This window comes from Stenotrophomonas sp. TWI809, from assembly GCF_039673205.1.
GTDB lineage: Bacteria > Pseudomonadota > Gammaproteobacteria > Xanthomonadales > Xanthomonadaceae > Stenotrophomonas.
The window spans coordinates 222,882-244,764 of the sequence record NZ_JBDJLE010000005.1; the positions used below are offsets into that span (position 1 = coordinate 222,882).

General features: G+C 67.4%; 19 protein-coding genes and 1 pseudogene. 11 read left to right on the top strand and 9 right to left on the bottom strand.

Annotation, left to right across the window (positions count from 1 at the left end):
* Positions 1-20 precede the first annotated feature (20 nt).
* The 5 genes from ABE472_RS06360 to ABE472_RS06380 all read right to left on the bottom strand — a co-directional run bounded on the left by ABE472_RS06360 (position 21) and on the right by ABE472_RS06380 (position 5,233).
* Positions 21-1,163 (bottom strand): hypothetical protein, encoded by a 1,143-nt coding sequence (locus tag ABE472_RS06360; RefSeq protein ID WP_346465895.1) that lies wholly within the window; start codon positions 1,161-1,163, stop codon positions 21-23.
* Between the two features lie 118 nt (positions 1,164-1,281).
* A complete protein-coding gene (locus ABE472_RS06365) occupies positions 1,282-1,890 on the bottom strand; it encodes a thioredoxin family protein (protein WP_313219417.1) in 609 nt (202 codons plus the stop codon).
* 8 nt (positions 1,891-1,898) lie between these two features.
* A complete protein-coding gene (locus tag ABE472_RS06370) occupies positions 1,899-3,401 on the bottom strand; it encodes a peptide MFS transporter (RefSeq protein ID WP_121040656.1) in 1,503 nt (500 codons plus the stop codon).
* Between the two features lie 243 nt (positions 3,402-3,644).
* The gene (locus ABE472_RS06375) at positions 3,645-4,523 is read right to left on the bottom strand and encodes a tryptophan 2,3-dioxygenase family protein (protein ID WP_088433557.1); all 879 of its coding nucleotides are present in this window, start codon (positions 4,521-4,523) and stop codon (positions 3,645-3,647) included.
* 71 nt (positions 4,524-4,594) lie between these two features.
* On the bottom strand, positions 4,595-5,233 hold the full coding sequence (locus ABE472_RS06380) for an NAD-dependent dehydratase (protein WP_346465896.1): 639 nt from the start codon (positions 5,231-5,233) through the stop codon (positions 4,595-4,597).
* Between the two features lie 133 nt (positions 5,234-5,366).
* On the opposite strand from ABE472_RS06380, the gene ABE472_RS06385 reads away from it, so the two are divergent.
* Genes ABE472_RS06385 through ABE472_RS06395 form a run of 3 tightly spaced genes read left to right on the top strand, consistent with a single transcriptional unit; the run spans position 5,367 to position 8,169 of the window.
* Positions 5,367-6,929: a diguanylate cyclase gene (locus ABE472_RS06385; protein WP_346465897.1), complete on the top strand. Its 1,563-nt coding sequence runs from the start codon at positions 5,367-5,369 to the stop codon at positions 6,927-6,929.
* A gap of 45 nt (positions 6,930-6,974) precedes the next feature.
* The gene (locus tag ABE472_RS06390) at positions 6,975-7,523 is read left to right on the top strand and encodes a sigma-70 family RNA polymerase sigma factor (RefSeq protein ID WP_313211044.1); all 549 of its coding nucleotides are present in this window, start codon (positions 6,975-6,977) and stop codon (positions 7,521-7,523) included.
* Complete coding sequence (locus ABE472_RS06395) at positions 7,510-8,169, top strand: hypothetical protein (protein WP_346464461.1); 660 nt, start codon at positions 7,510-7,512, stop codon at positions 8,167-8,169. Before ABE472_RS06390 ends, ABE472_RS06395 begins: the two co-directional genes overlap by 14 nt.
* A gap of 12 nt (positions 8,170-8,181) precedes the next feature.
* Here ABE472_RS06395 and ABE472_RS06400 read toward each other — a convergent pair whose 3' ends face one another.
* Positions 8,182-9,093, bottom strand: coding sequence for a DUF808 domain-containing protein (locus tag ABE472_RS06400; RefSeq protein WP_121040668.1), 912 nt, complete (start codon positions 9,091-9,093; stop codon positions 8,182-8,184).
* Positions 9,094-9,259: 166 nt separating this feature from the next.
* Between ABE472_RS06400 and ABE472_RS06405 the strand changes: the two are divergent.
* Positions 9,260-10,915 (top strand): annotated as a pseudogene (locus tag ABE472_RS06405) (AarF/UbiB family protein); the annotation flags it as partial.
* Positions 10,916-11,186: 271 nt separating this feature from the next.
* Positions 11,187-13,289 carry a phosphoglycerol transferase I gene (locus ABE472_RS06410; RefSeq protein ID WP_346465898.1) on the top strand — a complete coding sequence of 701 codons (2,103 nt, stop codon included), beginning with the start codon at positions 11,187-11,189 and terminating at the stop codon, positions 13,287-13,289.
* Between the two features lie 255 nt (positions 13,290-13,544).
* Here the strand turns inward: ABE472_RS06410 and ABE472_RS06415 are convergent, their stop codons facing one another.
* Positions 13,545-15,959, bottom strand: a complete 2,415-nt coding sequence (locus ABE472_RS06415) for a DUF3772 domain-containing protein (protein ID WP_346465899.1) — start codon at positions 15,957-15,959, stop codon at positions 13,545-13,547.
* Between the two features lie 118 nt (positions 15,960-16,077).
* A complete protein-coding gene (locus ABE472_RS06420) occupies positions 16,078-16,326 on the bottom strand; it encodes a hypothetical protein (protein ID WP_313212460.1) in 249 nt (82 codons plus the stop codon).
* Positions 16,327-16,509: 183 nt separating this feature from the next.
* Between ABE472_RS06420 and ABE472_RS06425 the strand changes: the two genes are divergently transcribed.
* The 3 genes from ABE472_RS06425 (at position 16,510) to ABE472_RS06435 (ending at position 18,828) form a co-directional block, all read left to right on the top strand.
* Complete coding sequence (locus ABE472_RS06425) at positions 16,510-17,004, top strand: lipocalin family protein (RefSeq protein ID WP_123729936.1); 495 nt, start codon at positions 16,510-16,512, stop codon at positions 17,002-17,004.
* Between the two features lie 7 nt (positions 17,005-17,011).
* The gene (locus ABE472_RS06430; RefSeq protein WP_346465900.1) at positions 17,012-18,223 is read left to right on the top strand and encodes an FAD-dependent oxidoreductase; all 1,212 of its coding nucleotides are present in this window, start codon (positions 17,012-17,014) and stop codon (positions 18,221-18,223) included.
* 98 nt (positions 18,224-18,321) lie between these two features.
* Positions 18,322-18,828 (top strand): hypothetical protein, encoded by a 507-nt coding sequence (locus tag ABE472_RS06435; RefSeq protein ID WP_176987933.1) that lies wholly within the window; start codon positions 18,322-18,324, stop codon positions 18,826-18,828.
* Positions 18,829-18,910: 82 nt separating this feature from the next.
* Here ABE472_RS06435 and ABE472_RS06440 read toward each other — a convergent pair whose 3' ends face one another.
* Positions 18,911-19,345: a PepSY domain-containing protein gene (locus ABE472_RS06440; RefSeq protein WP_313219401.1), complete on the bottom strand. Its 435-nt coding sequence runs from the start codon at positions 19,343-19,345 to the stop codon at positions 18,911-18,913.
* 198 nt (positions 19,346-19,543) lie between these two features.
* Here ABE472_RS06440 and ABE472_RS06445 point away from each other — a divergent pair, with 198 nt between their 5' ends.
* Genes ABE472_RS06445 through ABE472_RS06455 form a run of 3 tightly spaced genes read left to right on the top strand, consistent with a single transcriptional unit; the run spans position 19,544 to position 21,776 of the window.
* On the top strand, positions 19,544-19,786 hold the full coding sequence (locus ABE472_RS06445) for a PepSY domain-containing protein (protein WP_313212462.1): 243 nt from the start codon (positions 19,544-19,546) through the stop codon (positions 19,784-19,786).
* A complete protein-coding gene (locus ABE472_RS06450) occupies positions 19,786-20,448 on the top strand; it encodes a response regulator transcription factor (protein ID WP_123729931.1) in 663 nt (220 codons plus the stop codon). The genes ABE472_RS06445 and ABE472_RS06450 overlap by 1 nt, the downstream gene beginning before the upstream one ends.
* Positions 20,445-21,776: a HAMP domain-containing sensor histidine kinase gene (locus ABE472_RS06455; RefSeq protein ID WP_346465901.1), complete on the top strand. Its 1,332-nt coding sequence runs from the start codon at positions 20,445-20,447 to the stop codon at positions 21,774-21,776. Before ABE472_RS06450 ends, ABE472_RS06455 begins: the two co-directional genes overlap by 4 nt.
* Positions 21,777-21,883 lie beyond the last annotated feature (107 nt).

Sequence of the window (21,883 nt, forward strand, 5' to 3'; positions counted from 1 at the left end):
CGACCGTTGGTCGTTGCCGCTCAGCTCAGGTGCTTGCGCCGCGCATGTACCCACGGTGCGGCCAGCGCGCCGATGGCACCGCCGGCAAATCCCAGCGAGGCGGCCACGGCGGCCGCTTCGATCGCACCCGGCAGGGCCAGCGCGGCGACCACCAGCAGCAGCGATGGCAGGCCGATGAAGGTCGCCATGAAGTAGCGCCAGCGCGGTGACCACGTGCCGACCTGGAGCAGACTGACCGGCATCCAGGTTTCGCCGGAGGCGTCCTGGGCAACCTTCGCGGCCACCTTGCCCAGGTCCGCTTCGACCGGCCCCTTGCCGCCACGCGCGGCAGCCAGCATCGCGGCCACCTCTTCAACCGCCGGGAAGCTGGTCGGCCAGGTCTGCGGGGCGTTGACTCCGTAGGCAGTCAGCAGCGGCAGGCTGATCCAGGGCGCCAGCAACGGACGCACCTTGCGACGGTCCAGCACACACCAGATCTGCGTCACGCCGTGCGCGGTCACGCTGTACAGCGCCAGCTGCGCCGCCGCCGGATACGGCAGCAGGTGCACGCGCGCGGCCATGCTGTCGTAGCCCATCTCACGCAGGAAGCCCGGGCGGGTACGTCCCTCGTGCGCCCAGGCCAGGCCGAGCGCGCCGACCAGATACACCTCGGCCGGATCCTTCGTGCCGGCGGTGGCGCGGTCATCGCTGGCCAGGAAGAACGCCAGCGATTTGGGTTCGGCGACGTCGTGCTGGTCCCAGCGCCCGGCGTCGCCCAGCACATGCTTGAGCGGCAGGCGCGCCGGGGCGGTTTCGTCCTTGCTGGCGTTCTGCAGGAACGGCACCACACTCAGCACGAAGCCCTGCAGGTCCACGCCGCGCAGGCCGCTGCCCTGCCACTCGGCCGGGATCAGGCCGGGCAGGCTGCCCTGGCGTGCCAGCGTGTCCAGCTGCGCCTTCTGCTCCACCAGTTTCTGCACGGCCGCCTTGAGCAGTACGTTGTCGGGCACGGAGACCATCGGCAGGCGGTAGCGGATCACGCCGGGCGCCGGGGGCTGGCCGTCGCCATCGAGCGCATCCGGCGCGGTGTGGTCATCCAGCAGCACGTCGACCGGCGGCAGGCTCACGCCGGCCGGCGCATCAAGGGAAACATCGGTGGTGCTGTCGCTGGTGCCCGGCTGCATGCGTCGATTCCGTCGGTTGTCCGCCACGAACAGCGCGGCATGAGGTCCTTGGGGGTAGCGGCCGGGTGGCGCGGAAATTGAGCGCAAAAAAAAGCCGCGGAATCCGCGGCTTTTTCGATCACGACGCCTTGGGTGGCGCCCATTGCTTCATGAAGGCGAAGAAGCGGCCACGGTCGTAGCCCTTCTTCTGCCCCTTGTCCGCTTCCAGCTCACCGGTGAACTGCGAATGCAGCAGCGTGCCGTCGGCATCGAGCACGAACAGGTGCGGGTAGCCCTTCACTGCCGGGAACTGCGACAGGAACGCCGCGTTCTCGTTCTCTTCGCTGTAGTTGACCTTCATCCATACGTAGTTCGCATCGCGGAAGCGGCGGATCTCCGCATCCCCTTCGATGAAACCGTCCATCAGATGGCACCACGGGCACCACTCGCCGCCCACATCCACGATGATCCGCTTGCCGCCGCGCTGGGCCTCGACCTTGGCCGTGGCCAGATCGGCGACCGGATCGCGGGCCGGATCGAACTGGGCATTGAGCGCCGCGATCGCGGCGATGTCCGCCGCGGCCGGGGTGTTGCCCGAGGCCACCGGTTCGCCGGGATCGGCGACCGGGGCCTTCTGCTCGGAGGTATCCAGCGGCTGCGCAGGCGCCGCGGTAGGCGCCGACGACGGCGAACAGGCGGCCAGCAGGCCGGCCACGATCATCGACATTGCCACGGCTTTCATGCGCATCGCCTTCCTCACTTGACGCCGTGCATCAGCTTGTTGATCAGCGGTGCGACCAGGAACAGGACCACGCCGGAGATGATCAACGCCCAGAAGCCGAACGTGTAGCCCTTCAGCGCCGATTCCACGGTCATGCCGCCTTCGCCGCTGACCACGCCGGCGAAGATGCCCGACATGTTGTTGCCGATGCCGGTGGACAGGAACCAGCCGCCCATGCCGAAGCCGACCAGGCGCACCGGGGCCAGCTTGGTCACCATCGACAGGCCGATCGGCGACAGGCACAGCTCACCGACGGACTGGATCACGTAGACCATGAACAGCGTCCAGAACGGAATCTTGCCGTCCACGACCATGCTCGACAGGGCCACCATCAGCAGCGCGAAGGCCGCACCGTTGAACAGCAGGCCCAGGCCGAACTTGCGCGGGATCGACGGGTTGGCGCGGCCCAGCTTGATCCAGATCCAGGCAATGATCGGGGCCAGCGTGATGATCGCCACCGAGTTGACCGACTGGAACCAGGCGGTCGGGAATTCCCAGCCGCCCAGGTTGCGGTTGACGATGTTGTCGGCCAGGAAGGTGAACGAGCTGCCGGCCTGTTCGAAGAACATCCAGAACATCACGTTGAAGGTGAAGATGATCAGCATCGCGATCACGCGGTCGCGCTGGACCTTGCCTTCGCGGATGCCTTCGACCAGCAGCAGGATCGCCAGCGCGATGAACATCGCGCCCAGGATCCAGGCCAGCGCGGTGGCGCCGGTGGAGAGCAGGAAGAACGCGATCGGGATCGCCACGATCGCACCGATGAACACCATCACGATGCGGCCATAGCCCTCTGCACCGGCCGGCGGGGCGCCGATGCCCTTGAGGCCGGCACGGCCAACGTAGAACCAGGCCAGGCTGATCAGCATGCCGATGCCCGAGGCGATGAAGACCATCTTGTAGGACGGCATCGCCTGGGTGCCGAACACGCGCTCGGCCAGGTACTGGGTCAGCACCGGGGCGATCATCGCGCCGATGTTGATGCCCATGTAGAAGATGGTGAAGCCCGAATCGCGGCGCTCATCCTTCAGGCCGTACAGCTTGCCGACCATGGTGGAGATGTTGGGCTTGAACAGGCCGTTGCCGATGATGATCGTGGCCAGGCCCAGTTCGAAGATTTCCTTGTTGGGCATGGCGACCATGAACAGGCCGGCGGCCATGATCACCGCGCCGGTCAGGATGGAACGCTGGTAGCCCAGCACCCGATCGGCGACGTAGCCACCGAAGATGGCGGCGGCGTACACCAGCGCCAGATAGGCACCGTAGGTCCGGCTGGCGGCAGCCTGGCCGGCCGAATCACCGTCGAAGAACTGCGCGACGATGTACAGCACCAGGGCCCAACGGATGCCGTAGAACGCAAAGCGTTCCCAGAATTCGGTCATGAACAGCATCCACAACGGGCGCGGATGGCCCAGCGTGGTCTTGAACTCCGGCAGCGCCGGATCGGGAACGGATTTCGCGGCGGCGTCTACGCTCATGCGGGATTCCTGGGTTCGGTGGAAGACATGCACGTCCGATGTGCGAAAGCAGCGCGGGAGAATCCCAGACCAACCACGTTCACGTCAAATACACGCTGATGTGGACCGCTGGCAGCATGGTCGCTGAACTTGCATCTGCAACTTCCGGGCAAAACCCGGCAGCGCAGCAACGGCGGGGCCTGCCGCACCGTACGGCGGATGGGGCAGGTAAATATGAATAGGCTTATTGGGGTCGATGCCGGATCAGGCGTCCGGCGGCATCGGGTCGTCGTTGCGGATCGTCGTGCGCACCTGGAACAGCTCCGGGAAGAAGGTCAGTTCCAGCGCCTGGCGCAGGAAGCCGACCCCGCTGGAGCCGCCGGTACCGCGCTTGAAGCCGATCACCCGCATCACGGTGCGCATGTGGCGGAACCGCCACAGCTGGAAGGCCGTCTCCAGATCGACCAGGTCCTCGCACAGCGCGTATTCGCGCCAGAAGCGGTCGGTGTTCTGGTAGATCCGCTCGAACACCGGGTGCAGGGCATCGTCGGCCACGTGCGGCTGCTGCCAATCGCGCCCCTGATAGCCGGCCGGGACCGGATGGCCGAAGCGGGCCAGGTAGCGCAGGAACTCCTCGTACAGGCTGGGGGCATCAAGCACTTCCTGCAGCTGGGCCTGGCCGGCCGGGTCGTGCGAGAACACCTGCAGCATCTGCGCGTTCTTGTTGCCCAGCAGGAACTCGATGTAGCGGTACTGCAGCGACTGGAAGCCCGAGGACGGGCCCAGCACATCGCGGAAGCCCATGTATTCGGAGGGGGTCAGCGTCTCCAGCACCGACCACTGCTCGGTGAGCTGGCGCAGCACCTGCTTGCTGCGCGCCAGCACCTTGCGGCACTGCCAGACCTCGTCGCGCTGCAGGAACCCGATCGCCGCGCGCAGCTCGTGCGCCAGCAGCTTCAGCCACAGCTCCGAAGTCTGGTGCTGGATGATGAACAGCATTTCGTCATGGTGCGGCGGGTTGGACAGCGGCTGTTGGGCCGACAGCAGCTGATCCAGGCGCAGGTAGCCGCCGTAGGTCAGCCGCCCCTCCAGATCGGTGTGGATACCAGCTTCGAGATCGCGTTGGTTCTTGTCGACGGACATGGCAGGGACCGCTTGAGGGGCAGAAAGGGTAGCGCAGTGGCCGGGGGGCCGCGCATCCGGCCGTCCGCGGCTCAGCGCGCCACCAGATCGGCCGAGCCCACGATCCTGACGCCAGGCGTCGGCACCAACACCGCCTCGACCAGCGCGGCGGCGATGGTCTCGGCCGGATTGATCCGCCAGGCGCGCGGCAGGACCGGGCCGAGCACACCCAGCACCACGCTGGCCAGATGCTCGCCGGTGCGCCGCTCGGCACGCTCGCCCCCGATCAGCCCGGGGCGGACCAGGGTCAGGGAGGGGTAGCCCAATCCCCGCAGGTCCTGCTCCAGCCGGCCTTTGACCTGGTTGTAGAAGATCCGCGAGCCCGCATCGGCGCCCATCGCAGAGTTCAACGCGAAGGCATGTGCGCCGCGGGCGCGTGCCCGCTGTGCCACGGCCAGCGGGAAATCATGGTCGACCCGCGCGAACGCTTCCTTGCTGCCGGCCTGTTTGATCGTGGTACCGAGCGCGCAGATCACGGCATCCACCGCCCACCAGTCGGCCTCGACCGGCAGCTGCGCGAAGTCCACCACCGGATTGAGCAGCGCCGCATCCGTGGTGTCCAGCGGGCGGCGGGTCGGAGCGACCACCGCATCGCAGCGCGGGTCGTCCAGCAGTTGCCGCAGCACATGACCACCGACCAGCCCGGTCGCCCCCACCAGCATCACCTTCATCGCACTCTCCTGCCGTCGCCGTGCTTACCATCCTGCCATGCATGACCGGTTCAAGGCCGGGCGCGCTGCGCCGATACTGTTCCCACCTCTCCACCGCTCCGGCCTCCGGCCGTGCCCTGCAAGGATCTGCCGCATGACGGACCCGCACGACGCTCCCCCCAGCCCCGGCACCGCCGTCGGGCGGCTGTTGTCGCGGCGGCAGAGCGTGGGCACGGGGGTGGAGGCCGCCAGCGAGCCGGCGCCCGGCCCCAAGGGGGGCAGCAGCGCGATGCTGCAACGGTTGTTCGCCGGCATCGATGCGCCCGAGCCGCTGCTGGCTGCGTTCGCCAATGGCATGTCCACCCTGCCCGGCGAGCTGGGCGACATGGGCCTGCGCCTGCAGTCGGCGCAGCGCAGCGCGGATTGGGTCAGCTATGGCCGCGCGATGCGCCAGCTGATCGACAAGTACATCCGCACCATCGAACAGGAAACCCCGGATGGCCAGCCCGACAGCCTGCGCCTGCGCGAGCTGCTGCGGCATACCGTCGGGGTGACCGTGGCCAGCCTGCTGCAGAACATGCCGGAACTGCGCGAGGAGCCGGTGCAGCTGGCCGGTGAACTGCGCCACTGGCATCCCGGCCAGCCGCTGCAGCCGATCGAACAACGGCTGCGCGAGCTCTCGCACCAGATCGGCGTGCGCAGCGATGGCTGGCAGGAACAGCAGGAGCTGCTGCTGAGTCTGTTCGATCTGCTGTTGGACAACATCAGCGAACTGCTGGATGACAGCAGCTGGCTGCATGGCCAGGTCCACGCGGTGCGTTCGCTGATCGGCGGCCCGCTGGATCGCGATTCGGTCGAACAGGCGCGCGCCAACCTGCGCGAGGTGATCTACAAGCAGGGGCTGCTCAAGCAGGGCATCGTCGAATCCAAGGCGGCGATGAAGAACGTCATGGGGGGCTTCATCGAGCGCCTGGACGGCATGGCGGTGAGCACGGGCGAATACCACGACCGGATCAGCAGCTACGCGCTGGCCCTGAAGGAAGCGCGCAGCATCGCCGACCTCAACCAGCTGCTGCAGGACGTGCTGCAGGACACCGGCCGCGTGCAGGATCAGGCCCTGCAGGCGCGCGATCACCTGGGCAATGCACGCCGTGAAGTGGAACAGGCCGAACAGCGCATCGCCGAGCTGGAACAGGAGCTGCGCGAGGTCGCCGGGTTGATCCGCACCGATCCGCTGACCGGTGCGCTCAACCGCCGCGGTCTGGACGAGCTGCTGGAGCGCGAACTGGCGCGTGCCGCCCGCCACGGCCATCCGCTGGCGCTGGCCCTGCTGGATCTGGACGATTTCCATCAGACCAATACCCTGCATGGCCACGCCGGTGGCGATGCGGTGCTTCGCCACCTGGTAACCGTCTGCCAGCTGCACCTGCGCAGCAGCGATGCCATCGCCCGGCTCGGCGGCGATGAGTTCGTGCTGATGCTGCCGGAAACACCTGCGGCGGACAGCATGTCCACCCTGCTGCGGCTGCAGCGCTCGTTGGCACAGCGGCCGCTGCCGCTGGACGAACAGCGCGTGCCGGTGCATTTCAGCGCCGGGCTGGCGCAATGGCAGCCCGGCGAGCCGGCCGAGGCGCTGCTGCGGCGCGCCGATGCGTCGCTGTATGCGGCCAAGCGGGTCGGCAAGAACCGCGTACTGGCGGCCGAGCCACCGCGCTGAGCCCGCGCCTGTGATATTCCGCGCACCGGCGCGAATCATCCGGGTATGGACATGACACTGCCCGCTAGCGACATCGATCTGCGCCCGCGCTTCGCCGCGCTGTTGGAACAGCACCGCGGCATCGTGCTGAAGGTGGCGCGCGGCTATTGCCGCCACCCGGAGGATCGGCTCGATCTGGTCCAGGAGATCAGCGTGCAGGCGTGGGCGGCATTCGAGGATTTCGACCCGGCGCGGGCGCGCTTCTCCACCTGGCTATACCGGCTTGCGCTCAACGTGGCGATCTCGCAATGGCGTCGCCAGCAGCATCGCCAGCGCCACCACACGCCGCTGGACGACGCGCTGCCTGCCGCCGACGACCGTGCACCGCCCGAGCAACGCCATGCCCTGCACCAGCTGGAGGTCGCCATCCATGCGCTGCCGCCACTGGACCGTGCCCTGATGCTGCTGCACCTGGACGATCACGACCACCGGCAGATCGCCGAGGTACTGGGCATCAGCGTCGCCAACGTCTCCACCCGCCTGCACCGCCTGCGCCAGCAACTGCGCACGCGCCTGAACCCCACCGACCGAGGCCCGCGCCATGCAACCGGATGAACTCAAGCAGCTGTGGAACAGCGTCGGCAAGCCCACCGATGCGCAGGAGGGCTTCGCGCTGGAGGCGTGGCGCAGCCATCGGCACCGCAGCGTCCAACGCCAGCTGGGCCTGTTCAGCCTGTGGCAGGGGCTGCAGCTGGTGGTCTGGCTGGCCGTGGCGGTGTACTGCGGCAGCCAGTGGTGGCAGCACCCTCCGCTGGCGGTGATGCTCAGTGCGTTGGCGCTGCATGCCTATTGCATCGCGGTGATCATCGCCAGCATCACCCGCCTGCATCGCCGCCGGCAGTTGCAGCCGACGCAGACGGTGCTGGCGCAATCGCAGCAGCTGGCGGCGCTGCGCCGCCATACCGCACTGACCGAGCTGCTGCTTGGCCTGCCGTGGTGCTGGCTATGGTTGGCCGTGCCGGTGCTGTTGGCCTGGCAGGCGTGGGGCGTGGATCTGGGCGCCTTTGCCGCACCGTGGCTGCTGGCCTCGCTGGGCGCGGGGACGCTGGCCATGCTGGCCGCGTGGGTCGTTGCCCGCCGCTGGGCCCAGCGCGCACCGGCCTCACCGTGGCTGCAGCGCGCGATCGACGCGCTGTCCGGCCGCCGGCTGGCCCGCGCCCGCGCCGAGCTGGAGGCCCTGCGCGGCTGGGAGCCGGCCTGATGGGGTCGCCCCTCAGTGCGCGGGCTTGGCCCCGCGCAACTTCTGGAACCCGGTCACCGCTGCCAGGACCACCGCGCCGATCACCACGCCGACGATCACGTTGCCCAGCGCGTTGATCAACCAGCCCCAGCTGCCATCGCCGCCCATCGCCAGGATGGCGTGATGCAGCGGCGCGATGCTGTGCACCAGGATGCCGCCCCCGACCAGGAACATCGCTGCGGTACCGGCCACCGAGAGGAACTTCATCAGCCACGGCGCCGCCACCAGCAGGCCCCGGCCCACCGCAGCCAGCGCCGCGCCCTTGCGCGACAGGTACAGGCCCAGATCGTCGAGTTTGACGATGCCGGCGACCAGGCCGTAGACAAACACCGTCATCGCCAGCGCGATCACCACCAGCGCGCTGACCTGGTTGAGGAACGGCGCGCTGGAAACCACGCCCAGCGACAGCACGATGATCTCCGCCGACAGAATGAAGTCGGTGCGGATCGCGCCCTTCACCTTGTCCTTCTCCCACGCGACCATGTCCACCTTCTCGTCGGCCAGGGCCTTGGCCCGCTCGGCCTTGCGCTGCTCATCCTCATCGCGCGAATGCAGGAAGCGGTGCGCCAGCTTCTCCACGCCCTCGTAGCAGAGGAAGGCGCCACCGATCATCATCAGGGGGGTGATCGCCCACGGCAGCCAGGCGCTGATCGCCAACGCGGCCGGCACCAGGATCGCCTTGTTGACCAGCGAGCCCTTGGCCACTGCCCACACCACCGGCAGCTCACGGTTGGCGCTGACGCCGGTCACCTGCTGGGCGTTCAGCGCGAGGTCGTCGCCCAGCACGCCGGCGGTTTTCTTGGCCGCGACCTTGGTCAGCACCGACACATCGTCCAGCAGGGACGCAATGTCATCGAGCAACGCGAACAGACTGGCACCGGCCATGGTGGATCCAAAGGAGGAAGCGGGAGCGCCGATTCTGACCGATCCGACCCCTGTCGCGGTAGCCGGAGCGGATTCACCAGTCCACCACTGCCGCCCGGCCACACTGCCGGTGATCGTCGCCCCGGAGTCCTGCTTGAACACCACGCCCGTCCTTCCCGGTTCGCCGTCGCTGGTCAAGGGCATGAACCGCCGCAGCCAGATCCTGCGCCTGCTGTTGCGCTACCGTAATTCCGGCGTGTTTTCCGGCATGAACCTGGACGCAGGTGCGGTCCACGATGTGCCACCGGAGGGCAACCCGGAACAGTTCGTCACCGACCTGGAATCGCTGGGGCCGACCTTCGTCAAGCTGGGCCAGATGCTCTCCACCCGCCCGGACATGGTGCCGGTGGAATTCGCCACGGCCCTGGAGCGCATGCAGGAGAACGTCGCGCCGATCCCGGTCGAGCGCGTCGCGGCGATCATCGAAAAGGAACTGGGCGCGTCGGTGTCCAAGCTGTTTGCCAGCTTCGACCCCGTCCCGCTGGGCTGCGCCTCGATCGCCCAGGTGCACCGCGCCGAGCTTCACGATGGCCGCCAGGTCGCGGTCAAGGTGCAGAAGCCGGAGGTCGCCGCCCAGCTGCGCTCGGATCTGGACGTGCTGCGCAGCTTTGCGCTGGCCGCCGACCATCTCACCCAGGTCGGACGCCGCGTGCGCCTGCGCGACTGGCTCAATGAATTCGCCAAGACCCTGATGCAGGAGCTGGACTACCAGGCTGAAGCGGAGAACCTGCAGCGCTTCGGCCAGCACCTCAAGCCGTTCAAACCACTGTGGGTGCCGCAGCCGATCTGGGATTACTGCAGCCACCGCGTGTTGACCATGGAGCTGGCCCAGGGCGTGCGCGTGGACATGATCCCCGACGTGCGGCGCACCGAGCAGCCGATGGCGCCGCTTGCCGCGGCATTGATCCGTGGCTATGTGGACCAGATCTTCGTGCATGGCGAGATCCACGCCGATCCGCATCCCGGCAATCTTCGCGTCACGCCGGCCGGTCGCCTGGCGATCTTCGATCTGGGCATGGTCGCGCACATGCCGCCACGCCTGCGCGAGCGCCTGTTGAAACTGCTGTTCGCGGCAGTGGATGGGCGCGGCGAAGAAGTCGCCGATGAGATCATCGGCATCAGCACGCGGCTGGAATTCTTCGATGAAGAACGTTACCTGCGCGAGACTGGGCAGATCATCGCGCGCTATGCCGCCAACAGCAGCTTCTCCGAAGGCCGGGTCGTTCTTGATCTGGTCCGCATCGCCACCGCCAGCGGCCTGCGCACCCCGCCGGAGCTGAGCCTGCTCGGCAAGGCGCTGTTGAATCTGGAAACCGTGTGTCGGCTGCTGTCGCCGGACCTGGATACCCGGCGCATCGTGGAGAAACAGCTGCAGCACGTGATGCGGGCGCGACTGAAGAAATCCCTGTCCGCCGCCAATCTCGCCAGCGAGGCGATGGAGATGCAGCAGCTGCTGCGCGATGGGCCGCGCAAGATGACCGACATCCTCGCGCTGCTCGCCGAGAACCGCCTGCAGATGAAAGTCACCGGGCTGGAAGAATCCCGCCTGATGGAGAACCTGCAGAAGATCGCCAACCGCGTCTCTGCCGGCATCGTCACCGCCGCACTGATACTCGCTGCGGCGATGATGATGAAGGTCGATACCGGCTGGCATCTGTTCGGCTATCCGGCGATCGCATTCACCTTGATGTTGATCGGCGTGGTCCTCGGATTGGGCATCATCCTCAGTGCGCTGATCTTTGATCGTCGCGCACGCTCCAAGGAAGAACGCGGGCACCGGTAACACGTTCGCACGCACGTCACGCCTTCAGCCGACCCTGAGCACGCGCGATGCAGTGCAGCATCGCGCGCGCTTCTTCACGCGCGTTTTACGTCGCATATCGCAGTGCGAAGCGGGCTGTTCGTTGTCGTTTTCAACAAACATTTCAGTCAGGTTCGTGCAGGCATGATCGAGTCATCGGCTTGTCATGCATGTGTGGTTGGGACAGCCGGTCGGATGGGACATACGTCGTCATGGCGTCCATCACCACCTGTCTCCACTGCCAAAAGTGCTTATGCTCTGGATCCTGCTGCTGTCACTGTTGCTGCTCGCCTGGCTGTTCCTCGCATCTGACAAGTGGGTGTGGTGGAAGGCAAGCCTCATGTCATTGCTGCTGCTGACCCTCAGTGCGTGGTGGTTGATCAACAAGTTGTCCGGTGACGGTCTCAATGCCGCCACGCTGTACCACCTCGGCGCGGACATGGAAGGCGCCGGTGTCGCCGACTTCAAGCACTACATCGCCGGCTTCATCGCGCTGGCCCTGGTCTCGCTTACCCCCTTGCTGCTGGCACGCCTGCGTCGTCGGCCCCGCCCCGCGCATGGCAAGGCGGTGTTTGCCGGCTTCATGGCCATGTGGTTCGTCGCCATCGTGGTGAGCCCGCTGTACAGCGATGGCCAGCGTCTGTACCAGCAGATGCGTCCGGTCGACTACAGCATGGTCAAAGCCGAATACCGCGTGCCCACGCAACCGCTGACCAAGCCACGCAACATCGTGTGGATCTATGGCGAAAGCCTGGAACGCACCTATCTCGATGACAGAACCTTCCCGGACCTGATGCCCAACATCAACCGGCTCGCCGCGCAATCGTTGGACGTGCGCGGGCTGGTCTCGGCCGAAGGCGGTGGCTGGACCATCGCCGGCCTGGTCTCCTCGATGTGTGGTGTACCGCTGACCACCGCCAAGGAAGACGAAAACAGCATGGGCCGCATGGGCAGCTTCCTGCCCGAAGCGGTCTGCCTGGGCGATTACCTCAAGCAGCAGGGCTACACCAATCACTATCTGGGCGGGGCCAACGGCCAGTTCGCCGGCAAAGGCCAGTTCCTGGCCACGCATGGCTTCGATACCGTGGACGACCTGGCCTGGTTCAAGCAGCAGAAGATCACCCGCGCGCATTTTTCCCCGTGGGGCGTGCATGACGATGTGCTGCTGGACAAGGCATACGACCGCTTCGTGCAGCTCTCGCGCAAGGGCGAGCCGTTCATGCTCACCACGCTGACCATGGACACCCATCACCCGGCCGGCCATCTGCCGGTGGCCTGCAAAGGCACCCGCTACCAGAGCGAGCACGGCAACATCGGCATGCTCAATGCGCTCAAGTGCACCGACGGGCTGATCGCCAAGCTGGTCGACCGTATCCAGGCCAGCCCGTACGGCGAAGACACCCTGATCGTGATCGCCTCCGATCACCTGGCCATGCCCAACGATCTCAGCCACATCCTCGCCAAGCAGGACCGCGAGAACCTGCTGCTGTTCCTGGGCAAGGACATCGCCCCGCGCCAGCTGGCCGCACCGGCCGGCTCGACGCTGGATTCGGGCGCCACCCTGCTGAGCCTGATCGATCCGGCCATCGATTCAATCGGCTTCGGCCGCTCGCTGCTGCACCCGGAACGTTCGGACAGTGCCAGCGCCGCGGTGTTCCGCGATAACGGCAAGGACTACCCGCGTTATCTGGCGTTCTCGCGCTCGCTGTGGCTGGGCGACAAGACCCGCCAGCTGCGCATCGATGACGACAACCAGGTGGTGATCGGCCTGCAGCATGTGCAACCGCCGGTGCTGCTGGAGTACGACAAGCATTGGGATCTGAAATCGGTCTACCTGGAGAACACTTCCAAGCAGTTCGATCTTGCCGATCCGTCCAATACGTTGGCCTACGTGGATCGCTGTACCGCGTTCGAGGACGGCTCGGCCGATGGCGACTGGTGCGCGATGCTGGTCAACCAGGACAAGGGCATCAAGCTGTTCCGCGATGACCAGCTGCGCGGGGGCGTGGCGGTGGATGGCCCGCTGGATCCGTTCAACGGCCCGCGCCCGAGCATCCGCCAGGCGCACATGATCACCCAGAAGGGTCGCCGCACCCGGGCCGGCCAGTACATGGTGCAGCTGGTGACCAAGCAGTCACCCGACCGCGGCTTCTGGATCGAAGCGGTCTCCTCGCAGCGCAAGGTGGTGGTCGCCCAGCAGTGGGTACAGCCGGATGCCGAGGGTCGCATCAACCTGAGCTTCGGCCTGGACCACGAGGTCGATGATCTGGAAGTACGGGCGTGGTTGAACCACGCCGAGAAGCTCGCCGTGGATACCTTCGCGCTGGTGCCGTCGCGCCGCGGCAACCGCGGCTGATCCGGCCCTCCCGACCGACATCGGGGGCGGTCCGCCGTTCGTATCGGGTCCGCCGTTCGTGTCGGTAGTGCCGGCCGCTGGCCGGCTCCCGGTTCTCTCTGCATCGTGCAGCTGCCGGCCAGCGGCCGGCACTATCTGGATCAGGGCGCTGCCGGCCAGCGGCCGGCACTACCTGGATCAGGGCGCTGTCGGCCAGCGGCCGGCACTACCTGGATCGCGACCGTACCGGTCAGCGGCCGGTACCTGCCGGCCTTGTTATGCGTCCGGGTCCGGCGTCGCCGCTGGATCCCGCACCAGATGGATATCGGTCGGCGAAGACAACGCGATCCCGGCCGCCGCAAACTTCTGCAGCACCGTGAAGTACAGCTCGCTGCGCGCGCCGTATACCGCACGCGGGCCTGACACGTAGGCAAAGCTGTTGATCGCGATCTGCCCATTGGCGATCGAGTCGATGAACACCGACGGTGCCGGGTCGCTCAGCACGCCCGGGTGATCGGTGTAGGCATCCAGCAGGATCTGCCGCAATGCGGCCACGTCCGTGTTCAACGGCACCGAGAACTGGATCTGGATCCGGCCCTGCGCGTTCCCCATCGTCATGTTGCGGATGGTCTTGGTGATCAGCTCGGAGTTGGGCACGATCAAGGTGGACTTGTCGCCGACCTGGATCTCGGTCGAGCGCACGCTGATCCGCTTGATGTCGCCTTCCTGGTCGCCCAGCTTGACCCAGTCGCCGATCTTGACCGGCCGCTCGGCCAGCAGGATCAGGCCCGAGACGAAGTTCTGGGTGATCGCCTGCAGACCGAAACCGATACCGACCGACAGCGCGCTGACCACCAGCGCCAGCTTCTCCAGGCCGATGCCCAGCGCGGTGACGCCCCACAGCACCGCGGCGATGATGCCGAGATAACGGGTGACGGTGCTGATCGAGTTGCGCGCACCGGCATCCAGCTCGGTCTTGGGCAGATAGGTATCGCTCAGCCAGCGCTGGAAGGTCTGCATCACCGCCCACACCACCAGGAACACCAGCACCGCATACAGCACGCTGCCCGGCCGGAGCGTGGTCTCACCGATCTTCAGGCCGCCGGACAACGAGTCCAGCCCGCCCAGGAAAGCGTTGAGGTTGCCGAATGGCGCGGCCAGCATCAGCACGCCCAGCACGATCACCCCGACCCGCAGCACCGCCGAGAGCAGCACGCCGGCCTGCTCCACCCGCGACTCACTGAGCCCGGTGGTCAACACGATGGTCTGCCCGGCACGGCTGCTGGGCGCGAGCACCCAGGTGGCCAGGTCATCGGCAAACTTGAGCAGCAGCGAGACCGCCATGAACACCACCGCGACCCAGACCAGCTGCTGGGCCACGAACAGCGCGAAGTTGAGATACCCCAGCAGTGTGGCGATCACCGCCGCAGCCACGGCGATGTGGCCGACCAGGCGCGCCAGCACGATCCAGCCACTGCGGCGAGGCGCCCCGCGCACCTTGCCATCGCCACCGGCGCGGGGATCGGCCCGTGCTTCGGCCTCGGCGGCCTCGGCCGCCTGGCGGTTGTGCATGCGCGCCAGCGAGGTCAGGATCGCGATGATCAGCCCCAGGTAGGTCAGCGCCATCAACCCATCGGCGGCCACCGTGGTCACCTCGCTGGTGCGGGCTGCATGGTCGAGGGCAGCCAGCATGATGCTCAGCCAGGTCAGGCCGGCCGCGCCCCACGCGTACTTGCGCAGCCGCAACGCCGCACTGTCATCCAGCGGCAGCAGCCGCCACGACGGGCGCTTGGGTACCAGCAGACAGGCGCTGAGCGCAGCGATGAAAGCCGCCACGAAGGTGGCCATCTCGAACGTCTCGGCCACCTGCTGCAGGCGCGGCGGGATCGCGCCGATCGCATCCAGCGACTCCACCAGCGCCACCGCCGCCAGGCCCGGCAACAGCGTGCCGACCAGCAGCAGCCACACCGCCAGGCCAGAGCGGCGCAGGCGTCCATCGGGTGCACGCTCGGAGGCGGCAAAGCGGCGCCCCAGCGCGCGCAGCCACAGCCGCAACGGGAAGAACATCACCAGTGCGACCGCCAGCCCGATCAAGGGCGCGTTCCAGCCATGCTTGGCAATGGCCTTGCGGGCCGCGTCTTCGCCCAGCCGATAAAGAATGGCCAGGCGGTGCACATCGTCCGGCACATCCTTGGCGAAGCTGCGCCACAGCGCAGGCGACAGCGGTGAGGCGACCTTGCGGCTCAGCTGTTCGCTGAACTGGGTGACCCGCATCTTCTCGATGCGCTCGCCGAGCTGCTTGGCATCCACTGAAAGCAGCTTGGCGCGGGCGATCTGCGCGGTGATGTCGGCCTTCTGCTGGTTCAGCGCCTTGCGCTGCCGGCTCACTTCCGGCGGCTCGACGGTGCCCTCGGCGACCTGGCCAAGCTGCTCAAGCCGCGCATCCACCTGCTGAAGCTGCGGGTCGAGGGCGCTCTGCAGGCCGTCGGCATCGCGCTGGACGGCCAGGGCGCGGTCGGACAGCGCCTTCAGGGTTTCAGTGGTGCCCGCATCCTCCAGCGCATCACTGGTGGCGCGCAGCGCTTTTTCGGCCTGGACCAGTTGTTTGGCCGTATCCGGGGGCGGATCCGTGGCCTGCCCGAGAGCGACCGGCGCGGCGCCAAGCCAGGCGAACAACAGCAGCCACGACAACGACCGCACCACAAACGAAGAATGACGAAGCGACACGCCAGCACCAACGGTTCGCGCGGACCACCGCGCCTGCCCGCGACTATAAACCGGGCCCCGTTCAGAACAGGTATGCGGCCCCTCAGTACTTCAGGCGGAGCTCTTCGACCTGCGGCTGCAGGCGCGCATACCAGTCCTGGAACTCTTCCTCGGTGATCTCTTCGGGCGCGTAGACCGCGATCTCGTCCCAGGCATGATCGGTCGGCAGCGGCTGCCGCGGCCCGGCGCGCAGGGTGTAGGTCACGCCTTCATGGTCGACCACATCATCGGCCGTCTCCCGTTGTTGGCGGGCAACGCCATTTTCGCTCTTGAGCAGAATCAGCTGGTACATCCGCATCTCCATCGCTGTTGAAAGAAGCGCTCATGGCGCCCCGCCCCAGCATAGCGCCGCCCACGCGGCCGGAGCATGACGCATCGACAACGCAGCGTTCTCGACACCGCACTCGCCCCGGCTTCACCCGGCCGTGGCAGCAGCCCCGGCATCGTGGGATCGCATTCCCACCAGCCGTTGCCCATGACCACACAGCCCGACCTGAAAACCGTTCCCGACCTCAAGCTGCCGCGTTACCTGGGCACCTGGTACGAGATCGCCCGCCTGCCGATGAAGCACGAGCCGGAAGGCTGCACGGATGTCTCCGCGCATTACAGCCTGAAAGACAACGGCCATGTCGCCGTGGTCAACCGCTGCCGCATGGGCAACGAGATCGAGGAAGCCGATGGCGAAGCCTGCCCCGTGGACAACGACACCGCGCGGCTGGAGGTCAGCTTCCTGCCCAAAGGCCTGCGTTGGCTGCCCTTCACCAAGGGCGACTACTGGGTGATCCAGATCGCCCCGGATTACAGCGTCTCGCTGGTCGGCAGCCCGGACCGCAAGTTCCTCTGGCTGCTCTCGCGCACCCCCACGCTCGACCGCACCACGCAGGAGCACTACCTGGCCCAGGCGCGGCTGCAGGGCTTTGACCTGACGGAGCTGATCCAGACCCCGCACACCGGCCACCCCACCGCCTGAGGCTGCCATGGATCTGAAGAGCGGATACCCGTTCTGGGCCGTGCGCAACGGCCTGATGCATGCGTTTCCACCGCTGGAAAACGATCTGAACTGCGAGGTGCTGGTGGTCGGCGGCGGCATCAGTGGCGCGCTGATTGCGGACGAGCTGTGCGCGCACGGCCATGATGTGGCGCTGATCGAACAGCGCGACATCGGCTGGGGCAGCACCGCGGCCAGCACTGCGTTGCTGCAGTATGAGATCGACACGCACCTGATCGACCTGGCCCAACGCTACGGCGAGGACGCGGCGGTGCTGGCCTATCAGGCCTGTGCCGAGGCGATCCCGGCCATCTGCAAGGTGGCCGCGCCGTTCCGCGATGTGGACTGCCACCGCATGGCCAGCCTGTACTACGCGAGCAAGCGCGGGCACCAGGCCGTACTGGCCGAAGAGTGCGCACTGCGTGCCAAGCACGGCTTCGATGTGCGCTGGCTGGACAGCGAGGCGGTCCAGGCCGAGTACGGCATCCGCGCACCGGGCGCGATCCTCAGCGCGCTCGCCGCACGCATCGACCCCTACCGGCTCACCTACCGGCTGCTGATGCGGCTGCACACGCGCGGCTGCGGCGTCTACGACCGCACCGTACTCGATACGCTCACCCCGACCCCGCGCGGCGTCACCGCGACCACCCTGGGCGGCGCGCGCATCCGTGCCCGCCACGTGGTGCTGGCCACCGGCTATGCCGGGCAGCGCTGGTTGAAGCCCTCGGTGGCCCGCAACCGCAGCAGCTATGCCTTCATCACCGATCCGATCCACCCGGACCTGCTCGGCCCGCTGCGCGAGACCATGGCCTGGGAATCGGCGCGCCCCTATCTCTACCTGCGCAGTACCGGCGACCACCGGCTGCTGATCGGTGGTGAGGACGATGCCATCGATCTCCCGGCGCGGCGCGACCGGCGGGTGGAGAGCAAGACCGGCAAGCTGCTCAAGAAGACCGCCAAACTGTTCCCGCACCTGCCGCTGCAGCCGGCCTTCTCCTGGGGCGGCACCTTCGCCGAGACCCACGATGGCCTGCCGTTCTTTGGCCCGCACCCGCAATGGGGGCCACGGGTACTGTTCGCGATGGCCTACGGCGGCAACGGGATCACCTACTCGATGATCGGCGCCGGACTGCTGCGGGCGCAGATCGAACGCCGCCGGCATCCACTGTCCACGCTGTTCGGATTTGACCGGTTGGGCTGAGTTCCCCTTGCAACGCACGCCATGACAGGCATCATTCAAACTACGGCTGCTAGCGTCAGCGCTGTCGGCCGTCCCGCCTGTCTGCTCCGGAGCCTCTCATGATCCGCCTGCTTCCCCTGCTGCTGTGCCTGTCCCTGCCCGGTGTGGCGCTGGCCCAGTCTGCCGCAGGCGCCACCGGCCCGCAGTCCTCGACCGGGCTGGACCTGAGCATCCCGGACGCCCCCCTGCAGTACCTGAGCGATCAGTCGCTGCGCGGCGATCCGCCGGGCACGTTCTACGGTGACCGCACTGGCCGGCGTTCCACCGACCGGGCCGCCAACGGCATCGCCCACGTGACCGATGACAAGCTGCGGGTCAACGGCAGCTTCACCACCGGCATCGGCTATTCCGAGAATTACGGCAACAGCCATTACAACGCGGCCGAGCTCAATCTGAGCAAGAACTACACCACGGACGAGGGCAACACCCGCAACGTCAACGTCAACATCCGGGTGAGCGAGGGCAAGGGCCCCGGCTTCTTTGGCCCGTACGGCTACGACGGTTTCGATGGCTACGGCGGCTACGGCCGCGGCCCGGGCTACTGGGATTACCCGGCGCGCTGGTAAGCGCTGCCGCCCCCAGGCACATGCGCGGACGGCCGGGGAAACCCGGCCGTTCGTACATCCAGCGCGCGGTGGCGCGGCCGGATCAGTCCCACCAGCCATCGCGCTTGCTGGCGAGCACGCGGCCGTCGTGGCCACTCATGCGCACTTCCACGCGCTGGTTGCGGGCATTGCGCGCATCCAGGGTCCAGGTGGCGCCGTCGCGCTCGAGCGAGTCGATCTGCGTCAACCCGGCCTTGCCGGCCAGCGCCAGGATCTGCCCGGCGTCCAGCACGGCGCGGCCATCGCGCGGATCGAAGATCTCGCCCTTGGTGTCATCGATGATCACTTCATCGACCGTGCCATCCTTGCGGGTCACGTCTGCTTCCCACACGCCATCGTCGTGCTCCAGCTCATGCACCTGGGTGTAGCCGGCCGCGCTCAGCTTGGCCTGGACCTGGGCAGCCGACAGGTTGGCGGCAAAGGCCGGGGTGGCGAACAGCGCAGCGGCCAAGGCGGTAGCGGCAATCATCGTCTTCATGGGAATCCTTGAGGGGGGCACCGGTCCATTCCGGCACCGCCAGTCTGGGCACCGCGCCTAACCGGACCATGAGGGCGACTGTTAGATACTGTTTAGACAGCCCGGGTATACCGGTGCCCTGCCCTTCGCCTGCGTGCCCGCATGTCTGCCCTGTCCCTGATCCTGCCCCTGCTGCTGACCCTCGCCCCGCAGGACCCGATGCGGGTCCTCGACGGTGGCAGCCATCAGCAGGACAGCGTTCGCCAGGCGGTGCGGCAGGGCCGGTTCGTGCCGCTGGAGCAGGTCGTCGCCGACGCGCTGCGTCGCTACCCCGGCAAGCTGATCGAGGTGGAACTGGATGACGGAAAGTACGAGATCGAGATCCTTGGCCCGGAGGGCGTGGTGATGGAGTTGGATTACGATGCCGCCACCGGCCGCCTGCTGAAGATGGAAAAAGACTGATGCGCGTGCTGCTCGCCGAAGATGACGCCCTGCTCGCCAGCCGGTTGCAGACGCTGCTGGAAGAGGCCGGCTACGTGGTCATCCACAGTGCGGAGGGGCGGGATGCGGAGTACCAGGGCCAGATCGAGGACATCGCCGCGGCCGTGGTCGATCTGGGCCTGCCGGGCCTGGACGGGCTGAGCGTGATCGAACGCTGGCGCCAGGCCGGGCGCGACTTCCCGGTGCTGGTGCTGACCGCCCGCGCCCGCTGGCACGACAAACTGGCCGGCTTCGATGCCGGCGCCGACGACTACCTGACCAAGCCGTTCCAGCCAGAAGAGCTGCTGTTGCGCCTGCGCGCGCTGATCCGCCGCAGCGCCGGCCACGCGCATCCGCGCCTGCAGTGCGGCCCACTGGTGCTGGACGTCAACGCCGGCCGCTTCGAGCTGGACGGCGCGCCGCTGGCACTCAGCGCGCAGGAGCACCGCATCCTCAGCTACTTCATGCATCACCCGGACACGGTCTTGAGCCGTTCCCGGCTGGGCGAGAACGTCTACGAGGACGGCTTCGATCCAGACTCCAACACGCTGGACGTGCTGATCGGCCGCATCCGCCGCAAGCTCGGCAGCGAGCTGATCCATACGCATCGCGGCCAAGGCTTCCGCCTGTCGGCAACGCCATGACCACCGGCTCGCTGCGCACCCGCCTGCTGGTGGCCGGTGGCCTGGGCCTGGTGCTGGTGTCGGCCTTGGCGACCTGGTGGCTGGGCGCGATGTTCGAGCGTTCAGCGCGGACCGCGATGGATGAGCGCCTGGGCAACGATCTGATCGCGGTACTGGCACTGGCCGAAAGCGATGCCAACGGCCAGCTGCAGTGGCGCGACACGCTGGCTGACGAGCGCTACCGCCGCGTGTTCTCCGGCGACTACTGGCAGGTGCTGGACCTGCAAGGGCGCCCGCTTGGGCAGTCGCGCTCGCTGTGGGATGACGCGCTGGCCGCACCGACCGCGCTGCAGCCGGGGCCGGCCAAGGCCTTCGATGCTCCCGGTCCGCTGCAGCAATCCCTGCGTGTGCTGGCCCAGCAGGTCACCCTGCCCCGCGCCGCCGCGCCGGTGATCGTGATGGCCGCCACCGACCGCAGCCCGCTGGATGCCCAGGTCGCCAGCTTCCGGCAGCGCACCGCGCTTGCCTTGGCCGTGCTGATCGCGCTGTGGTTCGGCGTGCTGGTCACCCAGGTGCATTACGGCCTGCGGCCGCTGGCCGAACTGGGCCGCATTGCCGGGCAGGTCCGCAACGGCGAGAACGTACGCTTTCCGCAGCAGGGCCTGGTGAAGGAAGTCGCGCCACTGGCCGGCCAGCTCAACGCGCTGCTCAATCATCACCAGCGCATGGTGGTGCGCGCACGCCGCAGCGCCGAAGACCTCGCGCATGCGCTGAAGACGCCGCTGACCGTGCTCACCACCGAGGCCGAGGGCGACGGCAGCGACTGGCGGCAGACCCTGCGCAGCGAGACCGCGCGCATGCAGGCCAGCATCGATCGTTACCTCGCTGCAGGCCTGGGCGCGGACAGCCAGCAGCGCACGCCGGTGGCACCGGTGGTGAGCGCACTGTGCGGGCTGATGCAGCGCGTGCATGCCGCGCGCGGGCTGCGTTTTGCGTGCGACAGCCACACCGCGGGTGTGTTCGCTGGTGCGCGCGAGGATCTGGAAGAGATGCTGGGCAACCTGCTCGACAATGCGGGCAAGTGGGCCGCGCAGGCAGTGCGCGTGGACGTGGACGTGGCACGGGAGGGTACGCAGCTGCGCATCACCGTGGCCGATGATGGTCCGGGACTCCCGCCAGAGCAGCTGGAGCGTGTGCTGGAACGCGGCGTGCGGCTGGATGAGCGTGCTTCGGGGAGCGGGCTGGGATTGTCGATCGTGGCGGACATCGCCGAGAGTTACGGCGGGGCGCTGGTGCTGGCCAATGGCGCGCCGGGGTTGCGGGCGACGTTGACGTTGCCGGCCGGCTGACCAGCCACCGGGTAGAGCCGACCGTTGGTCGGCTGCTTTTCGCGAGCACCCGAACGCGCCCAGGTTTGCGCCAGCCCCCCACCGGACGGGGGAAACCGGAGAAAAAG

What these genes read in the sequence shown, in the direction of transcription:
- ABE472_RS06365 (WP_313219417.1), bottom strand. Translation starts at nt 1,890, where the DNA reads ATGCGCATGAAAGCCGTGGCAATGTCGATGATCGTGGCCGGCCTGCTG.
- ABE472_RS06375 (WP_088433557.1), bottom strand. Translation starts at nt 4,523, where the DNA reads ATGTCCGTCGACAAGAACCAACGCGATCTCGAAGCTGGTATCCACACC.
- ABE472_RS06450 (WP_123729931.1), top strand. Translation starts at nt 19,786, where the DNA reads ATGCGCGTGCTGCTCGCCGAAGATGACGCCCTGCTCGCCAGCCGGTTG.
- ABE472_RS06380 (WP_346465896.1), bottom strand. Translation starts at nt 5,233, where the DNA reads ATGAAGGTGATGCTGGTGGGGGCGACCGGGCTGGTCGGTGGTCATGTG.
- ABE472_RS06445 (WP_313212462.1), top strand. Translation starts at nt 19,544, where the DNA reads ATGCGGGTCCTCGACGGTGGCAGCCATCAGCAGGACAGCGTTCGCCAG.
- ABE472_RS06455 (WP_346465901.1), top strand. Translation starts at nt 20,445, where the DNA reads ATGACCACCGGCTCGCTGCGCACCCGCCTGCTGGTGGCCGGTGGCCTG.
- ABE472_RS06420 (WP_313212460.1), bottom strand. Translation starts at nt 16,326, where the DNA reads ATGTACCAGCTGATTCTGCTCAAGAGCGAAAATGGCGTTGCCCGCCAA.
- ABE472_RS06435 (WP_176987933.1), top strand. Translation starts at nt 18,322, where the DNA reads ATGATCCGCCTGCTTCCCCTGCTGCTGTGCCTGTCCCTGCCCGGTGTG.
- ABE472_RS06390 (WP_313211044.1), top strand. Translation starts at nt 6,975, where the DNA reads ATGGACATGACACTGCCCGCTAGCGACATCGATCTGCGCCCGCGCTTC.
- ABE472_RS06410 (WP_346465898.1), top strand. Translation starts at nt 11,187, where the DNA reads ATGCTCTGGATCCTGCTGCTGTCACTGTTGCTGCTCGCCTGGCTGTTC.
- ABE472_RS06395 (WP_346464461.1), top strand. Translation starts at nt 7,510, where the DNA reads ATGCAACCGGATGAACTCAAGCAGCTGTGGAACAGCGTCGGCAAGCCC.
- ABE472_RS06370 (WP_121040656.1), bottom strand. Translation starts at nt 3,401, where the DNA reads ATGAGCGTAGACGCCGCCGCGAAATCCGTTCCCGATCCGGCGCTGCCG.
- ABE472_RS06430 (WP_346465900.1), top strand. Translation starts at nt 17,012, where the DNA reads ATGGATCTGAAGAGCGGATACCCGTTCTGGGCCGTGCGCAACGGCCTG.
- ABE472_RS06425 (WP_123729936.1), top strand. Translation starts at nt 16,510, where the DNA reads ATGACCACACAGCCCGACCTGAAAACCGTTCCCGACCTCAAGCTGCCG.
- ABE472_RS06385 (WP_346465897.1), top strand. Translation starts at nt 5,367, where the DNA reads ATGACGGACCCGCACGACGCTCCCCCCAGCCCCGGCACCGCCGTCGGG.
- ABE472_RS06440 (WP_313219401.1), bottom strand. Translation starts at nt 19,345, where the DNA reads ATGAAGACGATGATTGCCGCTACCGCCTTGGCCGCTGCGCTGTTCGCC.
- ABE472_RS06400 (WP_121040668.1), bottom strand. Translation starts at nt 9,093, where the DNA reads ATGGCCGGTGCCAGTCTGTTCGCGTTGCTCGATGACATTGCGTCCCTG.
- ABE472_RS06360 (WP_346465895.1), bottom strand. Translation starts at nt 1,163, where the DNA reads ATGCAGCCGGGCACCAGCGACAGCACCACCGATGTTTCCCTTGATGCG.